Annotated in this window: 21 protein-coding genes and 1 riboswitch; of the genes, 5 read left to right on the forward strand and 16 right to left on the reverse strand. The window is 70.7% G+C overall.

Annotated features, from left to right (window positions below; genetic code table 11):
* Positions 1 to 100: 100 nt before the first annotated feature.
* Positions 101 to 1102 (reverse strand): EamA family transporter, encoded by a 1002-nt coding sequence (locus tag BKD26_RS07200; protein WP_084896962.1) that lies wholly within the window; start codon positions 1100 to 1102, stop codon positions 101 to 103.
* Between the two features lie 23 nt (positions 1103 to 1125).
* Entirely contained in the window at positions 1126 to 1707 is a 582-nt protein-coding gene (locus BKD26_RS07205; protein ID WP_084896963.1) for a Clp protease N-terminal domain-containing protein, read from the reverse strand.
* Between the two features lie 205 nt (positions 1708 to 1912).
* On the opposite strand from BKD26_RS07205, the gene BKD26_RS07210 reads away from it, so the two are divergent.
* Entirely contained in the window at positions 1913 to 2344 is a 432-nt protein-coding gene (locus BKD26_RS07210; RefSeq protein WP_084896964.1) for an SRPBCC family protein, read from the forward strand.
* A 76-nt stretch (positions 2345 to 2420) separates the two neighbouring features.
* Here BKD26_RS07210 and BKD26_RS07215 read toward each other — a convergent pair whose 3' ends face one another.
* A complete protein-coding gene (locus BKD26_RS07215; protein WP_084896965.1) occupies positions 2421 to 3047 on the reverse strand; it encodes a PadR family transcriptional regulator in 627 nt (208 codons plus the stop codon).
* 207 nt (positions 3048 to 3254) lie between these two features.
* Between BKD26_RS07215 and BKD26_RS07220 the strand changes: the two genes are divergently transcribed.
* Entirely contained in the window at positions 3255 to 4064 is an 810-nt protein-coding gene (locus BKD26_RS07220) for a PhzF family phenazine biosynthesis protein (protein ID WP_084896966.1), read from the forward strand.
* Between the two features lie 67 nt (positions 4065 to 4131).
* On the opposite strand, the gene BKD26_RS07225 is transcribed toward BKD26_RS07220, so the two are convergent.
* Entirely contained in the window at positions 4132 to 4920 is a 789-nt protein-coding gene (locus BKD26_RS07225) for a CPBP family intramembrane glutamic endopeptidase (protein WP_107417786.1), read from the reverse strand.
* A gap of 240 nt (positions 4921 to 5160) precedes the next feature.
* Entirely contained in the window at positions 5161 to 6687 is a 1527-nt protein-coding gene (locus BKD26_RS07230) for a glutamate-cysteine ligase family protein (RefSeq protein WP_084896968.1), read from the reverse strand.
* A 512-nt stretch (positions 6688 to 7199) separates the two neighbouring features.
* Here BKD26_RS07230 and BKD26_RS07235 point away from each other — a divergent pair.
* The gene (locus BKD26_RS07235) at positions 7200 to 7793 is read left to right on the forward strand and encodes a hypothetical protein (RefSeq protein ID WP_084896969.1); all 594 of its coding nucleotides are present in this window, start codon (positions 7200 to 7202) and stop codon (positions 7791 to 7793) included.
* Positions 7794 to 8044: 251 nt separating this feature from the next.
* The gene (locus BKD26_RS07240) at positions 8045 to 8251 is read left to right on the forward strand and encodes a DUF5999 family protein (RefSeq protein ID WP_277622352.1); all 207 of its coding nucleotides are present in this window, start codon (positions 8045 to 8047) and stop codon (positions 8249 to 8251) included.
* Between the two features lie 72 nt (positions 8252 to 8323).
* Here BKD26_RS07240 and gcvP read toward each other — a convergent pair whose 3' ends face one another.
* Complete coding sequence (gene gcvP / locus BKD26_RS07245; protein WP_084896971.1) at positions 8324 to 11212, reverse strand: aminomethyl-transferring glycine dehydrogenase; 2889 nt, start codon at positions 11210 to 11212, stop codon at positions 8324 to 8326.
* 179 nt (positions 11213 to 11391) lie between these two features.
* A riboswitch (glycine riboswitch) is annotated at positions 11392 to 11491 on the reverse strand.
* Between the two features lie 114 nt (positions 11492 to 11605).
* On the opposite strand from gcvP, the gene BKD26_RS07250 reads away from it, so the two are divergent.
* The gene (locus BKD26_RS07250) at positions 11606 to 11971 is read left to right on the forward strand and encodes a PRC-barrel domain-containing protein (protein ID WP_179166448.1); all 366 of its coding nucleotides are present in this window, start codon (positions 11606 to 11608) and stop codon (positions 11969 to 11971) included.
* Here the strand turns inward: BKD26_RS07250 and BKD26_RS07255 are convergent.
* The 10 genes from BKD26_RS07255 to BKD26_RS07300 form a co-directional block, all read right to left on the reverse strand.
* Positions 11899 to 13782: a DNA polymerase IV gene (locus tag BKD26_RS07255; protein ID WP_084896973.1), complete on the reverse strand. Its 1884-nt coding sequence runs from the start codon at positions 13780 to 13782 to the stop codon at positions 11899 to 11901. The two genes, BKD26_RS07250 and BKD26_RS07255, sit on opposite strands and share 73 nt — an antisense overlap.
* A 60-nt stretch (positions 13783 to 13842) precedes the next feature.
* Positions 13843 to 14580: a MerR family transcriptional regulator gene (locus BKD26_RS07260; RefSeq protein ID WP_084896974.1), complete on the reverse strand. Its 738-nt coding sequence runs from the start codon at positions 14578 to 14580 to the stop codon at positions 13843 to 13845.
* Between the two features lie 227 nt (positions 14581 to 14807).
* Positions 14808 to 15281, reverse strand: coding sequence for a bifunctional nuclease family protein (locus BKD26_RS07265; protein WP_004002801.1), 474 nt, complete (start codon positions 15279 to 15281; stop codon positions 14808 to 14810).
* 53 nt (positions 15282 to 15334) lie between these two features.
* Positions 15335 to 16078 (reverse strand): MerR family transcriptional regulator, encoded by a 744-nt coding sequence (locus BKD26_RS07270; protein ID WP_084896975.1) that lies wholly within the window; start codon positions 16076 to 16078, stop codon positions 15335 to 15337.
* A 17-nt stretch (positions 16079 to 16095) separates the two neighbouring features.
* The gene (locus BKD26_RS41980; protein WP_277622353.1) at positions 16096 to 16626 is read right to left on the reverse strand and encodes an FHA domain-containing protein; all 531 of its coding nucleotides are present in this window, start codon (positions 16624 to 16626) and stop codon (positions 16096 to 16098) included.
* 577 nt (positions 16627 to 17203) lie between these two features.
* Positions 17204 to 17974 (reverse strand): DUF881 domain-containing protein, encoded by a 771-nt coding sequence (locus tag BKD26_RS07280; protein ID WP_084896977.1) that lies wholly within the window; start codon positions 17972 to 17974, stop codon positions 17204 to 17206.
* A 5-nt stretch (positions 17975 to 17979) separates the two neighbouring features.
* Entirely contained in the window at positions 17980 to 18312 is a 333-nt protein-coding gene (locus BKD26_RS07285; protein ID WP_064068997.1) for a small basic family protein, read from the reverse strand.
* A complete protein-coding gene (locus tag BKD26_RS07290; protein WP_084896978.1) occupies positions 18309 to 19238 on the reverse strand; it encodes a DUF881 domain-containing protein in 930 nt (309 codons plus the stop codon). The genes BKD26_RS07285 and BKD26_RS07290 overlap by 4 nt, the downstream gene beginning before the upstream one ends.
* A gap of 103 nt (positions 19239 to 19341) precedes the next feature.
* The gene (locus BKD26_RS07295; protein WP_084896979.1) at positions 19342 to 21837 is read right to left on the reverse strand and encodes a mannose-1-phosphate guanyltransferase; all 2496 of its coding nucleotides are present in this window, start codon (positions 21835 to 21837) and stop codon (positions 19342 to 19344) included.
* A gap of 117 nt (positions 21838 to 21954) precedes the next feature.
* Positions 21955 to 22563, reverse strand: coding sequence for a CDP-alcohol phosphatidyltransferase family protein (locus BKD26_RS07300; RefSeq protein WP_084896980.1), 609 nt, complete (start codon positions 22561 to 22563; stop codon positions 21955 to 21957).
* Positions 22564 to 22750 lie beyond the last annotated feature (187 nt).

Consider the following 22750-nt stretch of genomic DNA (forward strand, 5'->3'; position numbering starts at 1 on the left):
ACCACCCGGGGACTGCCCGGGCCGGTCTACGTCAGGAGTTGGGTGCCGCCCGCGTTACGCGGCGGGCGGCGGAAGCACGGTGGAATGCATGATCGGCACCTTACGTGGCGGTCCGCCCGGCCGACAACCCGTCCTCCGACAACTCCGCCTCCGACGGCGCCTGCTCCGACCCGGCCACCGGCCCCGGCGACGCCGCCTTGGGCGTCGACGACTGGGCGATGAACGCGCCGACGAGCACGACCGCCCCGCCCAGGATCTGCGGCCCCGACAGGTGCTCCTTGAGCAGCACCCAGGCCAGTACGGTCGCGATGACGGCCTCCAGGCAGGCGACGACGCCCGCCACCTGCGGCGAGAGCCTGCGGACGGCGACGATCCCGGTGACGTACGCCAGGACGGTGGCGATCAGCACGATCCACCCGAGCAGCAGCCACGCCGGGGCCGTGGTCCCGCCCATGTCGGCGTTGCCGCCCAGCACGGACCAGTCCATGCGCCACGGGCGGGCGACGACGGTCAGGACGACGGCACCGATGAGCAGCCCGTACGCGATGACTCCGAGCGGATCGGCCGGTTCGGCCTCGTCGCTGCCCTGGTCGGAGAGGACGAAGTAGCCGACCTGGCAGCAGGCGGCACCCAGCGCGAGCACGAGCCCGAGGAGGTCGAAGCTCAGCCCCGACCACACCTCCACGACGCAGGCGAGTCCACCGACGGCGAGGATCACGCCGAGCGCGGCGGCGCGCGTCACCGGCCTGCGCTGCACGAAGCGCACCCAGCCGAGCACCAGCGCGGGGGCGAGGTACTCGATGAGGAGCGCGACCCCGACGGGGATGCGGGAGATGGCCGCGAAGTAGCAGGCCTGGACGCCGGCGACGGCGAGCAGGCCGAAGCCGGCGAGCAGGGCGGGCTTGCGGCGCAGCAGATCGCGGTGGCGCCAGGCCACGGGCAGCATGACGAGTGCGGCGCCGGTCACCCGTAGCCACACCACGTGCAGCGGGTCGAGCCCCGCCTCGATCAGCGGCTTGGCCGCGACGCCTGATCCACCGAATGCGAACGCCGAGGCCAGGGCGAGTCCCAGGCCGGCGCTTCTCCCCTGAGACGCGTGCATCGGCACATCATGGCAGCAGCGCGTCAGGAGCGTAAAGGCTGTGACACCTGTTGAGACGGCGCGCCGATCCGGGCAGCCAGCGACGCCGCGTCGACCCCGGCCCGGGTCAGTACGTCGACGGCCCGGCACGCGCGGTCGGCGGCCAGCGCGGCGAGCAGATCGAGCCCGCTCGCCCGCGACTCACCCCGCTGCCGGGCCCGCTCGAGGGCGCACTCCATGGCGGCGACGGCGGCGGGCGACCATCCGGAGACGACCGCCTCCGGCGGGAGGGGTACGGCGCCGGAGTCCTCGACGGAACCCTGCCAGCGCAGCCCGTACCCGATGCTCCGCTGCACAAGGTAACCGAGCACGCGCGCCACCTGCGGACCGCCGTCGAAGGCGGCCCTGGCCTCCGGGTCGGACTCGAGGAGCGAGTGCAGCAGATGAGCAGTGTCGATCTGCCGGTCGCCGTCCCGCAGTGCCCTGCGCCGGGCACCGGCGACGACGGAGGCCGGCTCGACGGTGAACCGGGCCTCGCTGCCCGCACGGCAGGTCTCCGCACTGCAGGTCTCCGCACGGCTTTCGGCGGGCTGCCGGGGAGGCACCCGCGGGGTAGGGCTTCGCACCTTCCCACCTCATCAGCCCCTGGAGGCCGGAACATCCCCGCCTGGGAGCATTCGCGCATCCCACGGAAGTTGGGGGCGAGCGACTGCTTCCTCCTCCTTACGGATGAGACCCCCGAGCAGATCTGACGATCCGTCAGTATTGAATGTTCGCGTCCGCACGGCTACGTTCCGCGCCACCGCAACCCGTCGAGAAGGGGTGGTCCCCATGGCCGAGGTCAGCGCCGAGGCACGCATCGAGGCACCGGCCGGGAAGGTCTGGGCCCGGCTGACGGACTTCACGTCGTACGGGGAGTGGAACGCCACCCACACGTCCTTCCCCCATGACACCCCGGACACCCTCGCGACCGGCGCCACCTTCCAGGAAAACATGAAGCTCATGGGCTTCCCCGCCGAAGTCACCTGGACCGTCGCCGAACTGGAGCCCGAGCGGCTGCTGACCACCCGGGGGAAGGGCCCGATGGGCGTCGCGCTCGGCATGCGTTACGCGCTCACACCGGACGGGGACGACACCACGACCGTCCGGATCGACGGGGAGTTCACCGGGGCGGCCGTGTCCCTGATGGCGAGCAAGCTGAAGGACTCGGCGACGGCCGCCCTGGAGGAGTCGCTGCGCCGACTGGCCGGCCTGGTGACGTGACACCACGGGGCCCGGGACACATCACGGGGCCCCGTGGCGGACCACAGGGCCCGGGCAAGGCCTGGCGCGCGACGGCTCAGTGCTCGTCGGCCAGGATCAGGTAGAGCTTCTTGCGGGCGTCGTTGATGACGGCCAGCGCCTTCTGCCGCTGGTCGGCGTCGCCGGTCTTCCAGACCTGCCCGAACGCCTCGAACAGCCCGAAACCGGCCTGCCGGATCTCGTGCATGGCCTCCCAGTCGACGCCGCGCCCCGCCTCTTCCCACGGGGCGTCCGGCCCCGCATCGGCCTCGGCGCGCCCCGTATCGGTGAGCGTGAACAGCTTCTTGCCGCCCTCGCTCCGGCTGGCGATCAGGTCCTCGTCCTCCAGGAGCTGGAGGGTCGGGTAGACCGAGCCGGGGCTGGGCCGCCAAGCCCCGCCGCTGCGCTCGGCGATCTCCTGGATCATCTCGTAGCCGTGCATCGGACGGTCCTTCAGCAGCGCGAGGATCGAGGCGCGCACATCACCGCGCCGCGCCCGCCCCCGGCCGCCTCCGCGCCCACGCCCGCCACCGAAGGGGCCTCCCCCGAACGGACCCCCACCGAAGGGCCCGCCGCCGAATCCCGGCCCGAACGGACCGAAAGCGCCGCGCCGCCCCTCGAAGTCCCCCTGGCGGTCGCCGCCCCAGCCGCGATGGCCGGGTCCACAGTTCCCATGCGCACGCATCTCGTACGCTCCTTCCATCGTTGATCTGTCGCGACACTTCAACGATATATCGGAACAGCTCGCTGAGCAATCGATTCGTGACCAACCGGGCCGGCCAGGGCCGGACAGTGCCGGGCAGCGCCGGAGAGGGCCGGTGAGGGCCAGACAGGGCCAGCCGCACCGAATTGGCCTTGGCCGGGCGCATCGCCCCACCCCTACGGTCAGGGCATGCGGATTCGAATCGTCGACGCCTTCACCGATCGCCCCTTCTCCGGCAATCCGGCAGGAGTCGTGCTCCTGGACGCCTTCCCGGACGACCACTGGCTCCAGAAGGTCGCCGCGGAGGTCAACCTCTCCGAGACGGCCTTCGCCCACCCGCTGCCCCCGGGCGGCGAGGCCGACTGGGCGCTGCGCTGGCTCACCCCGGTCACCGAGGTCGACATGTGCGGCCATGCCACGCTCGCCACCGCGCACGTCCTGCACACCACCGGCCGCGCGACCGGCACCGTCCGCTTCAGCGCGCGGTGCGGCATCCTCTCCGCCACCGCGGCCGGGGACGGCTCCATCACGATGGACTTCCCGACCTCCCCCCTGACTCCCGTCCCGACACCGGAGGGGCTCGCGAAGGCGCTCGGCGCGGACGTCGTCGCCGTCCACGACACCGCCCCGCACATCGGTGACCTGCTGGTCGAGCTGCCCGACGAACAGTCCGTACGGTCCCTCGCGCCGGACCTCGCGGCCCTGGCGACCATGTCGGACCGGGGCGTCATCGCCACGGCCACCGCCGAGGACCCGGGGCGCGGGTACGACTTCGTCTCCCGCTGCTTCTTCCCCGCCGTCGGCATCGACGAGGACCCCGTGACGGGCAGCGCGCACACCGCCCTCGCGCCCTTCTGGTCGGCCCGCTTCGGCCGCGACGAGCTGACCGGCCTGCAGGGCGGGGCCCGTACCGGGATGGTGCGGACGACCCTGCGCGGTGAGCGGACACTGCTGACCGGGAACGCGGTGACGGTCATCGAGGGCGACCTGCTGGCGTAAGGCCCGGCCGAGACAAGCGAAGGGGGCGTACGGAAAGTTCCATACGCCCCCTTCGCCCCTCACCGCCTCACGCCGTGGGCAACCACCCCACCCTGCCCGCCAGCAGCGCGTACCCGACGAACGCCACGATGTCGAGCAGCGCGTGCGCCACCACCAGCGGCCCCACCCGCCCCCACCGCCGGTAGAGCAGCACGAAGACCACGCCCATCACCATGTTGCCGATGAACCCGCCGATGCCCTGGTACAGGTGGTACGAACCGCGCAGCACCGAGCTGGTCACCAGCGCCGCCATCGGGCTCCAGCCCAACTGACCGAGCCTTCGCAGCAGGTACCCGACGACGATGACCTCCTCCAGTACGGAGTTCTGCACCGCCGACAGGATCAGCACCGGGTATTTCCACCACACCTCGGGCAGCGCCTCGGGCACCACCGTCAGGTTGGCTCCGGTGGCCCGCGCGACCAGGTAGAAGGCGAGGCCCGCGCTGCCGATGCCGGCCGCGATCAGCGCGCCGCGCCCCAGGTCGGGCCACGGCCGGCTGCGGTCGAAGCCGATCGCCCGCAGCCCGGCGCCCTCCCTGATCAGCAGGTGCGCCACCAGCGCGACGGGCACCAGCGCGGTCGTGATCCCGAACAGCTGCCAGGCCAGGTCGAGCCACGGCCGCCCCGGCGCGTACGAGCCGTTCAGCGTCGCCGCCTGGTCCTTGAGACCGCCCGGTTTCGTCAGCGAACCGATGAAGCTGATCAGCGCGGAGACCCCGCTCGCCCCCAGGGAGAGTGCCAGGACGAGCAGCGTCTCGGAGCGCAGGGTCCGCACCCCCACGCCCTCGACGGGCCCTGCGGGAAGAGATTCAGCCACGTACGCGCACACCTGCCTCGGGTCGACCGCCATGGGACGTCACAGCTTGCCCGACGATCGCACCACGAACCCATCCGGGTCGGCACCCGGCCCGCCCGGCCCGCATCCCCCCGGCCCACATCGTCCGCCCGGCCCTCTCACGCCGGCACCCGGCCCGCCCGGCCCCATCACACCCGGCCTCCCTCACACCCGACCCGCGGCAAACCGCCCGCCCGGCCCCCTCACCGCCCGGCTGCAGCCTCACAACCCGCGCTGCTCCGGCGGCCGTCCCGGGAACCCGACCGGCCAGGTGTGCACCGGCCGGCCCTGGCGCATCAGCCGGCAGTACTGGCGGGTGGTGGCGGCCAGCGCCGCCTCGCGCCCCAGCCCCGCCTCCAGCGCCCGGTGGAACGTTTCCACCTGCCAGGACGCCCCGTTCACCCGGCGCCTGCACCGCTCCTCGATGATCCCGAGGTACCGCTTGCGGTCGGTGCGCTCCACGCCCCAGGCGTCGAGGCCCGCGGCCGCGAGCGGCAGCAGTTCGTCCCGTACCAGCTTCACGGCCGGCACCGTCGTGACGCCGCCGCCCCGGCCGGGCCGCGGCCAGCGCAGCTCGGCTTCGATGCCGTACCGGCAGGCCGCGTCGAAGTTCGCGGCGGCGTCCTCGAACGGCAGCCGCTTCCAGACGGGCCGGGCCTCCTCGGCGAGCGCGCGCACCAGGCCGTAGTAGAAGGCGGCGTTGGCAAGCACGTCGTCGACGGTCGGCCCGGCCGGCAGCACCCGGTTCTCCACGCGCAGGTGCGGAACACCGTCCATGACCCCGTACACCGGCCGGTTCCAGCGGTAGACCGTGCCGTTGTGCAGGACGAGTTCCTGGAGGGACGGTACGCCGCCCTCGTCGAGGACCCGCAGCGGCTCCTCCTCGTCGCAGATCGGCAGCAGGGCGGGGAAGTACCGGACGTTCTCCTCGAACAGTTCGTACGCCGAGGTGACCCATCGCTCCCCGAACCAGGTGCGCGGCCGCACGCCCTGCGCCTGGAGCTCGGGCGGCCGGGTGTCGGTGGCCTGCGTGAACAGAGGCGGGCGGGACTCGCGCCACAGCTCGCGGCCGAAGAGGAAGGGCGCGTTGGCGCCCACCGCGATCTGTACGGCGGCGATGGCCTGCGCCGCGTTCCACACGTCGGCGAAGCGCTCGGGCGTGACCTGGAGGTGCAGCTGTACGGAGGTGCACGCCGCCTCCGGCACGATGGAGCTCGCCGTGCAGCTGAGCCGCTCGACGCCGTCGATGTCGAGGGTGAAGTCCTCGCCCCGCGCGGCGACTATCTCGTCGTTGAGCAGTCTGTAACGGTCGACGTCCGAGAGGTTCCCGGACACCAGATCGTCCTGCGAGAGTGTCGGAAGAATTCCGATCATCACAATGCCGGCGTCGACCTCCTGCGCCTTGCGGTGCGCGTACGCCAGGCCCGTCCGCAGCTCCTCGGCGAGCTGGTCGAAGACGCGTCCGCCGAGCCGGTGCGGGGCAATGTTCACTTCGAGATTGAACATTCCGAGTTCGGTCTGGAAATCCCGGCTCGCGATGCGCTCCAGCACCTCGGCATTCATCATCCGCGGCATGCCGTCCGGGCCCGCCAGATTCAGCTCGATCTCCAGCCCCACGAGATTCCGCGGCCGGTCGAACCTCTTGTCGGCAAGGAGTCGCTCCAGTCCCGTCAGGCACTCCCGGAGTTTCCTGCGGTACCTCTGCCGATCGGACAGGTCGAAGCCGCCTGCCGCGATCTTCTCCCCCATCGAAGCGTCCCTCCTCGAGTGGGCGGCGCGCGGCATCGTCCGCTCGCGTCACGGACGATAATGCCCAGCCGGACTGATCTGTAACGCCCACACGAGCGGCGCCTGAACGGTAGGCTGGTTACGTTGTTTGCCGGGCACATTCCGGAGGCATGAGGCCGCGCGCAGTTACCGTCGGTCTCCACCCGCCGCGACGGGGCGGGACGGCACCTCGAGCCGGTCGAAACAGCGGCGGCATTCGGCCTACCGCATGCCGGACAACGCCGCAGGCAGCGGCTCCGCCCGCGTGGGAAATCCACAGAAACTCCGCAAATTAAAGACCGGATTCGGTCTTGCCGGTAATATCGCCGACGGCTAGCGGAAACATTGCGTGAACACGTGTCGTATAAACTCCGCGAACGAGGCAGAGAGTCGCGCCCGGCCCCGGCCCATCGGCCCCCTCTGACCCCAAGCTGACACTGCCGTCCGCACCTTCCCTCGCATCACCCTGTCTCTTGACTGAGAGGCGACCCACCATGCCGCTCCACGTCTCCCCCGCCCCCGCGCCTGCGCTGCGCAGTGTCCTCGCGGCGCTCGGTTCCCCCGCCGTCCGCGAGGCCCACACGCCCGCTCTCCGGTCCGTCCAGGGACCGCTGAGCCCCGAACTCCCGCTTCCCGTCCACGTACTGGACGTGCGCGACCAGGTCGTTCCGCCCGCCGGCGCACCGCGTACCCGACTGGCCGGCTGGCGGTTCCTGATCCGCGGCGGCGACCGCCCCGTCGCCGCCGCGGACACCATCCTCACGCCGGACGGATGGGCGTTCTCGCACTTCTTCGAGGGCCCCTATCTCGCCTCGACGGAGCGTGCCGTACGCCAGGCCGAGGCCATGGCGACCGGCCACCAGCCACGCCTGCTGTCCGTACCGGAGCTGTACATGCTGACCCTGTGGCTGCACGAGGACGCGGAGGCCGATCCGGCCGCCGGCGCCCCGGCCCCCGCGGACCTGCTGATCCCGCTGGCCCCCGCGCCCCCCGGAATCGCCGCGCACCTGCCGTACCGGGTCGCCGACCTGCTGCCCGTGCTGACACTGCGGCTGGTGCCGCCACCGCTGCTGGAGTCAACGGCGTGATGACTCACCCGGTCCGATCGGACTAGCCCGGTGCGGCCATCGCGAACCACCCGAAGGGACGGTGCGGTTGAGCTGAACCATCCAGGCGGGTGACACGTCATTGAGGAGGAGGAAGCGCTGCCGCGAAATCCCTGCGGATTGACGCCCGTGGGGCAAGACTGGGAACGGACCGACCGACACAACGGGGGGCGGCCATGAACACCGCATCGAGCCGCAGGACACACACCACACCGCAGCGAAAGAACCGACCCATGTGCCAGCACCAGCCAGCCTGTCCGACCGCCGACTCCGCCGACAGGGAGGCGGCCCGCCTGGTGGCCCACCACCCGGAACAGGGCTGGAGCCTGCTGTGCAACGGCGTCCTGATCTTCGAGGACACCGGTGAACTGCTGCCGGACGGCCAGATCATCGCGCCGCACCGGCCGCTGAGCACCTCGAAGGTCGTGACGGCCGCCTGAGGCACGGCACACCACCGCACGACGAAGGGCCGGTACGGAGTCACCTCCGTACCGGCCCTTTGTTCACGCCCGTCAGTTGTCGTACTCGTCCAGCGGCGGGCAGGAGCAGACCAGGTTGCGGTCGCCGAACGCCCCGTCGATGCGGCGCACCGGCGGCCAGTACTTGTCCGTGGCCGAGACACCGGCCGGGAAGACCGCCTCCTCACGGCTGTACGCGTGCGTCCACTCGCCGCCGCCCAGCGCGGCCGCCGTGTGCGGGGCGTTGCGCAGCGGGTTGTCGTCCGCGGGCCACTCACCCGACGCGACCTTCTCGATCTCTCCACGAATCGCGATCATCGTGTCGCAGAACCGGTCGAGTTCGGTCAGGTCCTCACTCTCGGTCGGCTCGATCATCAGCGTGCCGGCCACGGGGAAGGACATGGTCGGGGCGTGAAAGCCGTAGTCGATCAGCCGCTTGGCGATGTCGTCGACACTGACGCCGGTCGCCTTGGAGATGGGGCGCAGGTCCACGATGCACTCGTGGGCGACGAGCCCGGCCGGGCCGGTGTACAGCACCGGGTAGTGCGGCTCCAGGCGCTTGGCGATGTAGTTGGCCGCGAGGACGGCGACCTGGGTCGCGCGCTTGAGGCCCTCGCCGCCCATCAGCCGTACGTACGCCCAGGAGATCGGCAGGATGCCGGCCGAGCCCCACGGGGCGGCCGAGATCGGGCCCACGCCCGTGTCGGGGCCGGCGCTCGGCTGGAGCGGGTGGTTCGGCAGGTACGGGGCGAGGTGCTCGCGGACACCGACCGGTCCGACGCCCGGCCCGCCACCGCCGTGCGGGATGCAGAAGGTCTTGTGCAGGTTCAGGTGCGAGACGTCGCCGCCGAACTCGCCCGGCTTCGCCAGCCCGACCAGCGCGTTGAGGTTGGCGCCGTCCACGTACACCTGGCCGCCCGCCTCGTGCACCTGGGCACAGATGTCCGCGACGTGCTCCTCGAACACGCCGTGCGTGGACGGGTAGGTGATCATCAGGACGGACAGCTCGTCGCGGTACTGCTCGATCTTGGCGCGCAGGTCCTCGACGTCGATCTCGCCGTCGTCGGCGGTCTTGACGACCACGACCTTCATCCCGGCCATCACGGCGCTGGCGGCGTTGGTGCCGTGCGCGGACGACGGGATCAGACAGACGGTGCGCTGCGTGTCGCCGTTGGCGCGGTGGTACGCGCGGACGGCGAGCAGACCGGCCAGCTCGCCCTGCGAACCCGCGTTGGGCTGGATGGAGACCTTGTCGTAGCCGGTGACCTCGGCGAGGCGCTCCTCCAGCTCACGGATCAGGGTCAGGTAGCCCTGCGCCTGGTCGACCGGCGCGAAGGGGTGCATCTGCGCGAACTCCGGCCAGGTGACCGGCTCCATCTCGGTGGTCGCGTTCAGCTTCATCGTGCAGGAGCCGAGCGGGATCATGCCGCGGTCCAGCGCGTAGTCGCGGTCGGCGAGCTTGCGCAGGTAGCGCAGCATCGACGTCTCGGAGCGGTGCGCGTGGAAGACGGGGTGGGTGAGGTACGCGTCGGAGCGCAGCATCGCCTCGGGCAGCACATCGGCGGTGGCGGCGTCCAGCGCCTCGATGTCGCCGCGCACCCCGAAGGCGTCCCACACGGCGGCGATCTGGGCGCGGCCGGTGGTCTCGTCGCAGGCGACGGAGACGTGGTCCGCGTCTACGAGGCGGAGGTTGACCCCGTTCTCGCGGGCGGCGGCGACGGCCTCGGCGGCCTTGCCGGGCACGCGGACGGTCACGGTGTCGAAGAAGGTGCCGTGGACGACGTCCACGCCCCCCGCGCGCAGCCCCTCCGCGAGGATCACCGCGTACCGGTGGACGCGCCCGGCGATCTGCTTGAGCCCCTCGGGGCCGTGGTAGACGGCGTACATGCCGGCCATGACGGCGAGCAGCACCTGCGCGGTGCAGATGTTGCTGGTGGCCTTCTCGCGGCGGATGTGCTGCTCACGGGTCTGCAGCGCCAGCCGGTACGCCTTGTTGCCGTCCGCGTCGACGGAGACGCCGACGAGCCGGCCCGGCAGGCTGCGGGCGAACTTCTCGCGCACGGCCATGTAGCCGGCGTGCGGACCGCCGAAGCCCATCGGCACGCCGAACCTCTGCGTCGTACCGACCGCGATGTCCGCGCCCAGCTCGCCCGGCGAGGTGAGCAGCGTCAGCGCCAGCAGGTCGGCCGCCACCGTCACGATCGCGCCGAGCTCGTGGGCCTGGTCGATGACCGCCTTGATGTCCCGTACGGCACCGGAGGCGCCCGGGTACTGGAGCAGCACACCGAACACGCCGCGCTCGGCGACCTCGGCGGGGATGCCCTCGCTCAGGTCGGCGACGACGACCTCGACACCGGTCGGCTCGGCGCGGGTCTCGATGACGGCGATGGTCTGCGGCAGGGCGTCGGCGTCGACCAGGAAGACGCCGCCCTTGACCTTGCCGACGCGGCGGGCCAGCGACATGGCCTCGGCGGCGGCGGTGCCCTCGTCGAGCAGCGAGGCGCCGGAGGTGGGCAGACCGGTCAGGTCGGCGACCATGGTCTGGAAGTTGAGCAGCGCCTCCAGGCGGCCCTGCGAGATCTCCGGCTGGTACGGCGTGTACGCGGTGTACCAGGCGGGGTTCTCCATGACGTTGCGCAGGATGACCGGCGGCGTGAACGTGCCGTGGTAGCCGAGGCCGATCATCGGCGCGAGCACCTGGTTGCGCTCGGCGAGCGAGCGCAGCTCGGCCAGGACCTCGGCCTCGGTGCGCGCGTCGGGCAGGCCGAGCGCGGCGGCGCTCTTGATCACATCCGGTACGGCGGCGGCGGTCAGCTCGTCGAGCGACCCGTAACCGACCTGCGCGAGCATCTTGGCGCGGGCCTCGTCGTCGGGCCCGATGTGCCGCTGCTCGAAGGGGATGCCCTGCTCAAGCTCGGTGAGCGGAGTACGGTTGGCGGTCATCTGCGGAGGCCTCCTGGTCGTCACGACCTGCGAGGGGCACCACGGCGCGGGTGCCCGGACGGCCTCCCCCTCTGTCATCTCAACCTGAGAGCTTCACCGGGCGCACCTGTGTGCCGCCCGGCTTTCACCGTCGGTGAGAGCGGATGCCGTCCGACGCCCGCCCTGCTTTCCAGAGTGACCTCATCCGTGCGGTACCGGGTGCCTGAGAGATTCCGGGGAGGATTTGCTCCTTCGGCGCCTCCGAAAGGTTTCTCCGGAGGACTCTCCCGCACGGGGTCAGCGGCCGTCTGCCAGCCTACCAGCGTGGTCCACGCCCGATCCCTCGAGTGGCCGACGTCACCGATGTGCACTTTCGTAGTGTTTACAGAGCGGTTGCGACCAGTTGGAGGGACCGTGCAGACCGATATCGATCCGCGCAGCCTGATCGGCCGCAAGGCCTTCGACCGCAACGGCCACAAGATCGGCACCATCGACGAGGTCTACCTGGACGACGCGACGGGCGTCCCCGAGTGGGCCGCCGTACGAACCGGCCTGTTCAGCCGCGACGCCTTCGTCCCGCTGGAGCCCAGCGAACTGGTGGACGACGGCCTGCACATCCCGTATGACCGGGCCCTGATCAAGGACGCCCCCGACTTCGGCGTCGGCCGGCATCTCTCCCCCGAGCAGGAGCTCCAGCTCTACCACCACTACGGCCTCGCGCTCCCGCCACCCCCCTCCACGGACCGCGACTTCGGCAAGCTCGCCGGCCAGGACGACTGACCCGGCACGAGCGGCAGCGGATCGGACGGCTCCAGCTCCGGATCGTCGGCCCAGAACGTCCGCACCCGCCCCGGCGCCGAACCGGGCTCCTCGAACCGCACGGTCACGCGCCCCAGCCCGCTGCCCTGAACCCACCCGGCCCCGTACTGGGCGTGCCGCACATCCTCCCCGGCCGCCCACCGCCGCACCTCCCCACCGGGCATCCTGGCGCTGTCCGGCCCAGCACCCGCGCGCCCAGCCGTTCCACCGGCCTCACCGGCTCTGGACACCGGCCTGCCCCCGGCCGGGCCAACACGGCCCTCGCCCTCCGAGGAAGCCGCCTCCAGGACACCCGGGCCCCCGTGGTCGCCCACCCCGATCTCCGCCGCCACAACGCCACCATGAGGCCCACCGGCCCCGCCCAGTCCGCCACCCCCGCCAGCCCCTCCCGGCTCGCCGCCCGGCCGAGGGCCGCCATGGCCGCGCGAGCCGGGAGGAGCCGCCTCCGGCCGCCCGCCCGACTCACCGGCCGACGGTTCGGCCACCCCGTCGCCCTGCGGGGGCGGCGCCCCGGCAGGGCCGCCCGGCCTGGCCCGCACGTCCACCTCCGGGGATCCGACCGGCACACCGGGCCCGCCGACGGCACCGGACTCCCCCGAGACCGCGCCCCCGGCCCCACTGTGCGCGGCCAAGACCCCCGCCCCCATCGCCTCCGCCCCCGCCCGCTCCACAGCCTCCCGCTCCCCGGCCGCCCGTTCCGCCGCCGCCTGCGCGAACAGGTCCTCCTGCGTGTAGTCCGCCAGCCCCGTGACACCCACGCCAAGGAGCCGCACCCCGCCCGTGGTGTCGACCGCCTCCAGGAGCCGGGCCGCCGCCTCACGCACCACCACCGGATCGTCCGTCGGGCCGCGCAGCGTCTCGGACCGGGTCAGCGTCGAGAAGTCGTACCTCCGCACCTTCAGCACCACCGTCCGCCCCGACCGCCCCGCGCCCCGCAGCCGCTGCACGCACCGCTCGGCCAGCCGCTCCACCTCCATCCGCACCCGCACCCGGTCGTGCAGGTCCACGTCGAAGGTGTCCTCCACCGACACCGACTTGGCGTCCCGCTCCGCCACCACGGGCCGGTCGTCGTACCCCATCGCCATCCGGTACAGCGACTCCCCGTGCGCCCTCCCCAGCAGCCGTACGAGCTCGTCCTCGCCCGCCGCCGCCAGGTCCGCCACCGTCGTCATCCCGGCCCGCCGCAGATGCTCTCCGGTGGCCGGCCCCACCCCCGGCAGGATCCGCACCGACTTGGGGCCGAGGAGCTCCCGTTCCGTGCCCGGCTCGATCAGCACGAGCCCATCAGGCTTGGCCTCCTCGGACGCGATCTTCGCGAGCATCTTGGACCCGGCCAGGCCCACCGAACCGGTCAGCCCCGTGACCGCGTGAATGTCCCTGCGCAGCTGCTCACCGGCGGCCCGCGCGCCGGCGGCGTCGTGAGCCGAGCCACCCGCCTCCAGGTCCACGAAGGCCTCGTCCAGGCTCAGCGGCTCGACGAGGGGCGACAGCTCGCGCAGCAGCTCCATGACCTGTTCGCTCACGGCGCGGTAGAGCGAGAAGCGGGGCACCAGATAAGCGGCGTTCGGCGCCAGCCGCCGCGCCTGCGCCATCGGCATCGCCGAATGCACCCCGAAACGCCGGGCTTCGTACGACGCGGTGGCGACGACCCCGCGCGGCCCCAGCCCGCCGACGACCACCGGCTTTCCGCGCAGACTGGGCTTCGCCGCCTGCTCGGCGGCGGCGAAGAAGGCATCCATGTCCAGATGCAGGATCGTCGGCGCGGCTCTCACACCATCGATGCTGCCCTACGCCACTGACAATCGCCCCGCACACACATACGGAGCAGGTGGTCAGACGGCCCGGTCACGCCTCCGGCGCGCCAGCTCGTCCGACGGGTTGTGCCCGACCAGCGTCTCGCCGGTGTCGATGCGCTCCCCGTGCAGCTGCGACAGTGCCGCCTCGACGTCCCGCCACACCACGCCCACGGCGATCCCGAAGACCCCCTGGCCGCCCTGCAGCAGATCGACGACCTCGTCCGGCGACGAGCACTCGTACACCGTCGCGCCGTCGCTCATGAGCGTCATCCGCTCCAGGTCGCGAAAGCCCCGCGCCCGCAGGTGCTGGACGGCCGCGCGGATGTTCTGGAGTGCGACACCCGTGTCCAGGAAGCGCTTGACGATCTTGAGGACGACCACGTCCCGGAAGCTGTAGAGCCGCTGCGTCCCCGACCCGTACGCGGGCCGCACGCTCGGCTCGACCAGTCCGGTACGCGCCCAGTAGTCGAGCTGCCGGTAGGTGATCCCGGCGGCCGCGCACGCGGTCGGTCCGCGGTAGCCGACCGTCTCGGCAGCCGTCTCGTCCTCGTGCCCCTGCACCGCACCGACAGCCGGGCCGGCCGCCGCACCGCCACCCGGGCCGGCACTCCCAGCGGCCACACCCGAACGGACCCGGTCAGCCGCACTTCCGTTCGCCCTGTCGGACGCGTTCGTGTGCGCCGGATCGGCCGCACTCCCATGAAGCGGATACGGCCCGCTCTTCCCCAGACTTCGTCCGGGGAGGCCCCCAGTCGCACCGTCGCCGCTGCTCATCACGCCGACCCTCCGTCCTTGACCTGCCATCTCGACGGTAGGCAGTCACCCGGGGTGCGTCAACGATCGCCACACTCGGCACGCCGAGTGATAATCACCCTGAGAGTGGTTTCCCGTATCCAGAATCCGGGAATGCGTACTCGAATGGGCAGAAATCCCTCACAGCGCGCACGGCGCGTACGCGCCCCGCCCCGACGACACGAGGGCAGGCCTACGCGCCACCGGCGTCACTGGCTGCTGGTACCGAAGTCCTCGGGCGAGATCTGGTCGAGGAACTCGCGGAACTTCTCCACCTCGTCCTCCTGCTCGTCCGGGATGGCGATTCCCGCGTCGTCGAGCACCCCGTCACTCCCGTAGATCGGGGTCCCCGTGCGCAAGGCCAGCGCTATGGCGTCGGAGGGCCTGGCGCTCACCTCCACACCGCTGGCGAAGACCAGCTCCGCGTAGAAGACCCCTTCCCGCAGGTCCGTGATGCGGACTTCGGTCAGCTCCTGGCCCACGGCCTCGAGCACATCCTTGAAAAGGTCATGCGTGAGCGGCCGGGCGGGAGCCATGCCCTGCTGCGCGAAGGCGATCGCCGTCGCCTCCCCCGGACCGATCCAGATCGGGAGGTACCGGTCGCCTCCCACTTCACGCAGGAGCACGATCGGCTGGTTGGACGGCATTTCCACCCGGACACCGACAACATCGAGCTCGTTCACATTGCAACCCTAGGACGTGCCGGACCGATTTGGATAGTCGGGCTCTGTCAAGATCAGTGCAAGCGGATACCGAGGGCCGTCTGCACCAGCGCCGCGTGCAGCCGTACGGACAGTGCCGCCAGCTCCTTCGCCGTCGCCTCGGCATGGGCCCTGGTCTGCGGATTACGGTGCCGGCGCAGCGGCGCGACGACCTGCTCGACCAGTCCCGCCTCCCGCTCGGCGGCGGCTTTCACCGCCCGCAGATGCCGCGGTTCCAGACCGAATCTCCCCAGTTCCGCGACAAGTTTCGCGACCGTCACGGCCTCGGCGTCGTACCCGCCGTCCACGCCCTGCACGACGAGTCCGTACGACTCCCACTCGGCGAGCTCGTCCTCGCCGGCCCCCGCCGCGGCCAGGAGCTCCGCCCTGCCCACCCGGGCAGCGGTCGGTCGGTCCTGCGCGGCCTCCCACGGGCCGCCGTCCAGGGGGTCACGCTGGGGGGCGGCCGGCAGCTCCACCTGCTCGCCCCGCTCCACAGCGTCCAGATGTTCCCGGATCACCTTCAACGGCAGATAGTGATCCCGCTGCATCCGGAGGATGCGCGCCAGCCGCTCCACATCCCGCGGGCTGAACTTCCGGTATCCGGAAGCCGTCCGCTGCGGCTCGACGAGCCCCTCCGCCTCCAGGAACCTGATCTTGGAAATGGTGACTTCGGGAAACTCCTCGCGCAGCTGATTGAGCACCGTCCCGATGCTCACCAGCTGATCAGCCGCGCCGGCGGCGCCGTTTCCGGCACCGCCCGTCGTGGTTCGCAGCATCGGCCTCCCCTGCCGGGTCACACGCCCCGCTGGCTCGCGTAGAAGACCAGCCGGTACTTGCCGATCTGCACCTCGTCGCCGTTCGACAGCGGAACCGAGTCGATCCGCTCACGGTTGACGTAGGTGCCGTTGAGGCTGCCGACGTCGGAGACGGTGAAGCTGCCGTCGGGCGACCTGCGGAACTCCACATGGCGCCGCGACACGGTCACGTCGTCCAGGAAGATGTCACTCTGCGGGTGCCGCCCGGCCGTGGTCAGGTCACTGTCCAGCAGGAAGCGGCTGCCCGAGTTCGGACCGCGCCGCACCACCAGGAGCGCCGAACCGAGCGGCAGCGCCTCGACGGCCGCCTGCGCCTCGGGAGACAGCGACGGCAGCTGCGTCTGGCCGGTGACCTCGGAGTCGTACGCCTCGAGGCCGGAGATCGAGATCGTCGACGTCGTCTCGGACGCGCGCTCCGCGGGGGCACCCCCTCGCAGCGGCGCACCGCAGTTGGAGCAGAACCGGCTCGCCTCGGCGTTGCGGTGCCCGCACCTCGTACACACCGGCATGGACGAATCCTCCTGCCGCGGCTGGCCCGCGTGGGCGCTCGTCGCGTACGGGTCGGGCGTAAACCCTCCACCCGCACTCGAGGTTGATGGTTCCCCGAAACCTATGCGGCCGGGACCAGCAGGGTCAACAGACGCGCCCTGGCCCCCCGGAATGTCACCGCCCGGGCCCGCAACCTCGTCACGGAAGAGCGGGCGCTCGCCGCCCTGCTCCTCACTCTGGCCATGGCGCGGCGCGCGATGCCTGGCAGTGCTGCTGCCGTCCTCGCGTGCGCTCTTGCCGAACAACTTCGCAAACAACTTCACGGGCGATTCCCCTTGAACGAAACAGACCCGCCCGTGGGGCAGGACGAACCCTGAATGAACACACCTGCCGACCCGGACATCATCACAACGTCCGTATCCTCCGGACAGTTTCCATCACGCACCACGTGTGTGATGCGCCGACCCCCCGCAACCTCACGTCCTGGTACCTGTCTTCCGGTTCCCGCCATACGACCGCGCACGCCGGCCCCCGATCCCCGATCCGGCCCGCTCCCCAGAACAGGTCCTTGCCGCGTGACCCCCATGTATCCCCGCCTCACTGCGATGACGACCGAGCGTAGTCAGGCCGCTCCGCCGGTCGCAAGGCGTCCACGACGATCTTCTGCGAGCGGGTCACCGTGGCGGTGGCCTGCTCCTTCTCCAGCGTCTGCACCACGCCTCCCGGGATGTTCAGCGCCGGCTCGAGATCCTGCGGCTTCCCGATGACCTTGAAGCGGTACGGTGCCTTGATCCTCCGGCCGTCCACCTCTATGTCCCCGGCGTCACCGGAGAAGTAGGAGTCCGCGACGACCCGGACGCCATTGACCTGGATCGCTTCCGCTCCCGCCGCCCGCAGCTCCTGGATCGCGTCGAGCAGCATGTCCGACTCCACGGCCCCGGCACCGTCGTCGATGGCGAGCGTGATCCCGGGCCCCTGGGCCGCGACCGTGCCGGCCAGGATGCCCAGCTGACGCTCCTTCTCCAGCGTCTGCTTGCGTGCCTCTTCCGCCTGGTCCGAGCTGTTCTCCAGCTCCGTACGCTGGTCCTCCAGACGTGCCTTCTCGTCCTCCAGGCGCTGCGTACGGTCGTCGAGCTCGTCCAGGATGCGCACCAGGTCCTCCTGGCGCGCGCCGCGCAGGGCGCCGGTGTCACTCGTCGAGCGGACCTGGATGGCCAGGCCCAGTCCCAGCCCGAACAGCAGCACGGCCACGATGAGTTGGGCTCGCGTGACGCGCGGCGGCCACAGGCCCGCGATCAGCCGCTGCCGCCCGGTCTGCGGCTTCTGGTCCTCGGCCGGCTCCGGATTCGGTGTCTGTTCGTTGCTCATCGGCCTCACGCCCGGAACACATGCCGCCGGATGGCGGCGGCGTTGGAGAAGATCCGGATGCCGAGCACGACCACGACACCCGTGGACAGCTGTGCGCCGACGCCCAGCTTGTCGCCGAGGAACACGATCAGCGCGGCCACGACGACGTTCGACAGGAAGGAGACGACGAAGACCTTGTCGACGAAGATCCCGTCGAGCATGGCCCGCAAGCCGCCGAAGACCGCGTCCAGGGCGGCCACGACGGCGATCGGCAGATAGGGCTCGACCACCGCCGGCACCTCGGGCCGGATGAACAGTCCGACCACGACTCCCACGACGAGGCCCAGTACGGCGATCAAGATGTGCCCTTCCCTGTCTCGGCCGTGCCCTGCCCGTCACCCGTTGCGGCTCCGGCGTTGCCCGGCTGTGCTGTACGTACGATCAGGCTCGGCGCTGCCGGCAGACGCACCTCGCCCTGGTCCGAAATGCTGGTGCGGATACCGAAGTTCTCCTGCAGCACGTGCAGGTACTGCCCGTCGGCGCTGTCCTGGAACGTCGTACGCAGCTTTTTTCCGTCCCCTACCGCCAGCACCGTGTACGGCGGCACCAGCGGCTTGTTGTCGACCAGTATGGCGTCGCCCGCCGCGCGGATCGCCGACAGGGCGGTCAGGCGCTGTCCATTGATGGCGATGGCTTCCGCGCCCGCCTGCCACAGCCCGTTGACGACCCGCTGCATGTCACGGTCGCGGACCCGGCCCGTATCGGCGAAACCGCTGCTCTCCCGCGGCCCGCCGCCGCCCTCGTCGGTGTCCTTGGCGTCGTCGACGACGAGCTTGACGCCCGGTCCCCGCACCGGCGTCGCCCCCGACAGCAGCGCGACGAGCTGCCCCTGGTCCCCACCGTGCTGTTGCAGCGCCCTGCGCTGCCGCTCCCCTACCTCGGTACGCAGCGCCTCGATGTCCTTCTCCAGGCCGTCCGCCGCCGAGGTCTCCGACTCGATACGGTCGATGAGCTCCTCGCGCTCCTTCGCCACCACCGGTGCCGATATCTGCGCCTGCGCGGCACCGAGCGTGACCACGAGCGCGGCCAGTACGAGTCCGGCCGCCAGCCCCAGCTTGGCGCGCAGCGTACGGGGCAGGCCGCCGCCCTCGGCGTCCCTGCGGGCCGAGGCCTCCGCGTACCCGTCGTCGAGCGCGTGGTCCATCACATTGGTCAGCAGCGACATGGACGCGTCGGGACGCGGAGGCGGGGAGCCGGTGCTCCGAACGGGGGGCTGCTGCGACATGCCGCACATCGTCGCACGTCGGAGGGGCTACCGCCGAATGGCCCCACCGGTGTGCCGGGAGACGCCCCGCGGACGCCTCCCGGCACACGGCGCTACGCCGGCGTCAGCGGCCCGCGCTGTCCACCACGGCCGCCCACTCGTCCAGCAGCGCCGTCGCGGACGCGTCGTCCGGGCCTTCCGCCCACAGGTGCGTGACGGCCTCGGCCGGGTCGGGCAGCACCATCACCCACCGGCCGTCGGCCTCGACGACGCGTACGCCGTCGGTCGTGTCCACGTGCCGGTCACCGGCCGCCTCCACGACCCGCCGCATCACCAGGCCCTTGACGGCCCACGGCGTCGCCAGGTCCCGCTTCAGCACATGCGCACGGGGAATGCGCGCGTCGATCTGGCTGAGTGTGAGCTGCGTACGCGCCACCAGCCCGATCAGCCGCACGAACGCCGCCGTACCGTCGAAGACGCTGCTGAACTCGGGAACGATGAAGCCACCGCGGCCGTCCCCGCCGAAGATCGTCGACTCCTCACGGCCGACCCGGGTCAGGTCGTCCGGAGACGTCGTCGTCCAGTCCACCTGCGTGCCGTGGTACGCCGCGACCTGCTCGGCGATCCTCGTGGTCGTCACCGGCAGCGCCACCCGCCCGCTGCGCCGCTCGGCGGCCACCAGGTCCAGCAGCACCAGAAGCGCCCGGTCGTCCTCGATGATCCGGCCTCGCTCGTCGACGAGCGACAGCCGCTCGCCGACCGTGTCGAACCGCACCCCGAACGCCGCACGCGCCGACGCCACTATCTCGCCCAGCCGCACCAGCCCGGCCCGCCGGGATTCGGCGGACTCGGTGGGCCGCGACTCGTCCAGCCCGGGGTTGATCGTCAGCGAGTCCACCCCGAGCCGTCCGAGGAGGCTGGGCAGCACGAGCCCGGCACTTCCGTTGGACGCGTCGACGACGACCTTGAGGCCGGCGTCGGCGACACCCGTGGTGTCGACATTCCGCAGCAGGGATCCGGTGTACGAGTCGAAGACGCTGGAGGGGAAGCTCAGGTCGCCGATCTCGCCCGGGAACGCCCGCCGGTACTCCTGGCGCGCATACACCCGGTCCAGCTTCCGCTGGCCCGCCTGGGACAGGTCGGCGCCCCGTTCGTCGAAGAACATGATGTCCACCGAGTCGGGCACGCCCGGCGTCGTTCGGATCATGATGCCGCCGGCGCTTCCCCGGGCCGTCTGCTGCCGCGCGACCGGCAGCGGCACGTTCTCCAGGTCTCGTACGTCGATGGCGCTGGCCTGCAGCGCGGAGATGACCGCGCGCTTGAGCGCCCGCGCGCCTCGGGAGTGGTCACGTGCCGTGGTGACCGTGGCGCCCTTCTTGAGCGTCGTCGCATACGCCCCGGCCAGCCGTACCGCCAGCTCCGGTGTGATCTCCACGTTCAGGATCCCGGAGACACCGCGCGCCCCGAAGAGATGCGCCTGCCCCCGCGATTCCCAGATGACCGAGGTGTTGACGAACGCGCCGGCCTCGATGGTCTTGAACGGGTAGACCCGGACATTGCCCTGGACGATCGATTCTTCGCCGACGAGGCATTCGTCGCCGATGACCGCTCCGTCCTCGATCCGCGCGGCCCGCATGATGTCGGTGTTCTTGCCGATCACACAGCCGCGGAGATTGCTGTGCTGCCCGATGTAGACGTTGTCGTGAACAACCGCTTTATGCAGGAAAGCGCCGCTCTTCACGACCACGTTCGACCCGACGACAGTATGCTCGCGGATCTCCACACCGGCCTCGACCTTGGCGTAGTCGCCGATGTAGAGAGGCCCCCGAAGGACCGCGTCCGGGTGCACCTCCGCACCCTCGGCCACCCATACACCGGGGGAGATCTCGAAGCCGTCGAGTTCGACGTCGACCTTCCCCTCGAGGACGTCGGCCTGTGCCTTGACGTAGCTCTCGTGGGTGCCGACATCCTCCCAGTAGCCCTCGGCGACATAGCCGTAAATCGGCTTGCCTTCCTTCATGAGCTGCGGGAAGACGTCCCCGGACCAGTCGACCGGAACGTCCGCTTCGACGTAGTCGAAGACCTCGGGCTCCATGACGTAGATACCCGTATTGACCGTGTCGGAGAAGACCTGCCCCCACGTGGGCTTCTCCAGGAAGCGCTCCACCTTCCCTTCCTCGTCCACGATCGTGATACCGAATTCCAGCGGATTCGGCACCCGGGTCAGGCACACCGTGACCATCGCGCCCTTTTCCTTGTGGAACGCGATGAGGTCGGTCAGGTCAAAATCCGTGAGCGCATCACCGGAGATGACGAGGAAGGCATCGTCCTTCAGCGCCTCCTCGGCATTCTTGACACTTCCCGCAGTGCCGAGTGGCTTCTCCTCGTTGGCATAGGTCAGTTCCATGCCGAGCTCTTCGCCGTCACCGAAGTAGTTCTTTACGAGTGAGGCGAGGAACTGCACGGTCACCACGGTCTCATTGAGCCCGTGCCGTTTGAGCAGCCGAAGCACATGCTCCATGATCGGCCGGTTGGCGACCGGCAGGAGCGGCTTGGGCATGCTTGAGGTCATGGGGCGAAGTCGAGTTCCTTCGCCACCGGCCATAACGACGGCCTTCATGTCGGAAGCGTCCTCCTTGCAGAGACGACGGTCAAGCCGACTTCACCCGTCCGGGACAGTGGTCCTCTTACAACAAACAGGCACTGGCAATCACTGCACGGCGCCGGACAGACAGGCTCAATCGGCCACGGTGTCCGCCTTGACAAGTCGGCGGACCTGGACCACATAGAGGATCCCTGCCCACCAATAGAGAGTTGTACCCCATCCGGCGAACGCCCACCCGAAAACTTCAGCGAGTGACGAAAGCCATCCGGTCCCGTCACTGAGCAGCAGGAGCGGGAAGGCGTACATCAAGTTGAACGTCGCCGCCTTGCCCAGGAAGTTCACCTGCGGCGGCGGATACCCGTGCCGGCGGAGGATTCCCACCATCACCAGGAGCATCAGTTCCCGGGCCAAAAGAGCCGCGGTCAGCCAGAGGGGCAGGATCTCACGCCATGTCAGACCGAGAAGGGTGGAAAGGATGTAGAGCCGGTCGGCCGCCGGGTCGAGGAGCCGCCCCAGGCTGCTGATCTGGTTCCACCGCCGGGCGAGCTTGCCGTCGAGGTAGTCGCTGACACCGCTGAGCATCAGCACGAGCAGCGCCCAGCCGTCGCTCTTCGGCCCGCCGAACTCGGGACGGAGAATCAGCCACAGGAACAGCGGCACGCCTGCGAGGCGAGCCATGCTGAGGATGTTGGGGATGGTGAGGACCCGGTCCGTCTGAACGCGAGTCTCCTGAACCTCCACCCGGGTGCCTCCTGTGGAAACGTGCCAACGATGCCCCCTGACTTTACCGTCAGTCGAGGGGCACCGACGCACAGGGGTAGCTGGACCCTCTGAACGCAAAAAAGCCTCAGGCCCCGGACAAAGTCCGGGGCCTGAGGCTCAATAATTGTTCGGCGGTGTCCTACTCTCCCACAGGGTCCCCCCTGCA

This window comes from Streptomyces sp. CB03238, from assembly GCF_002099185.1.
Classification (GTDB): domain Bacteria; phylum Actinomycetota; class Actinomycetes; order Streptomycetales; family Streptomycetaceae; genus Streptomyces.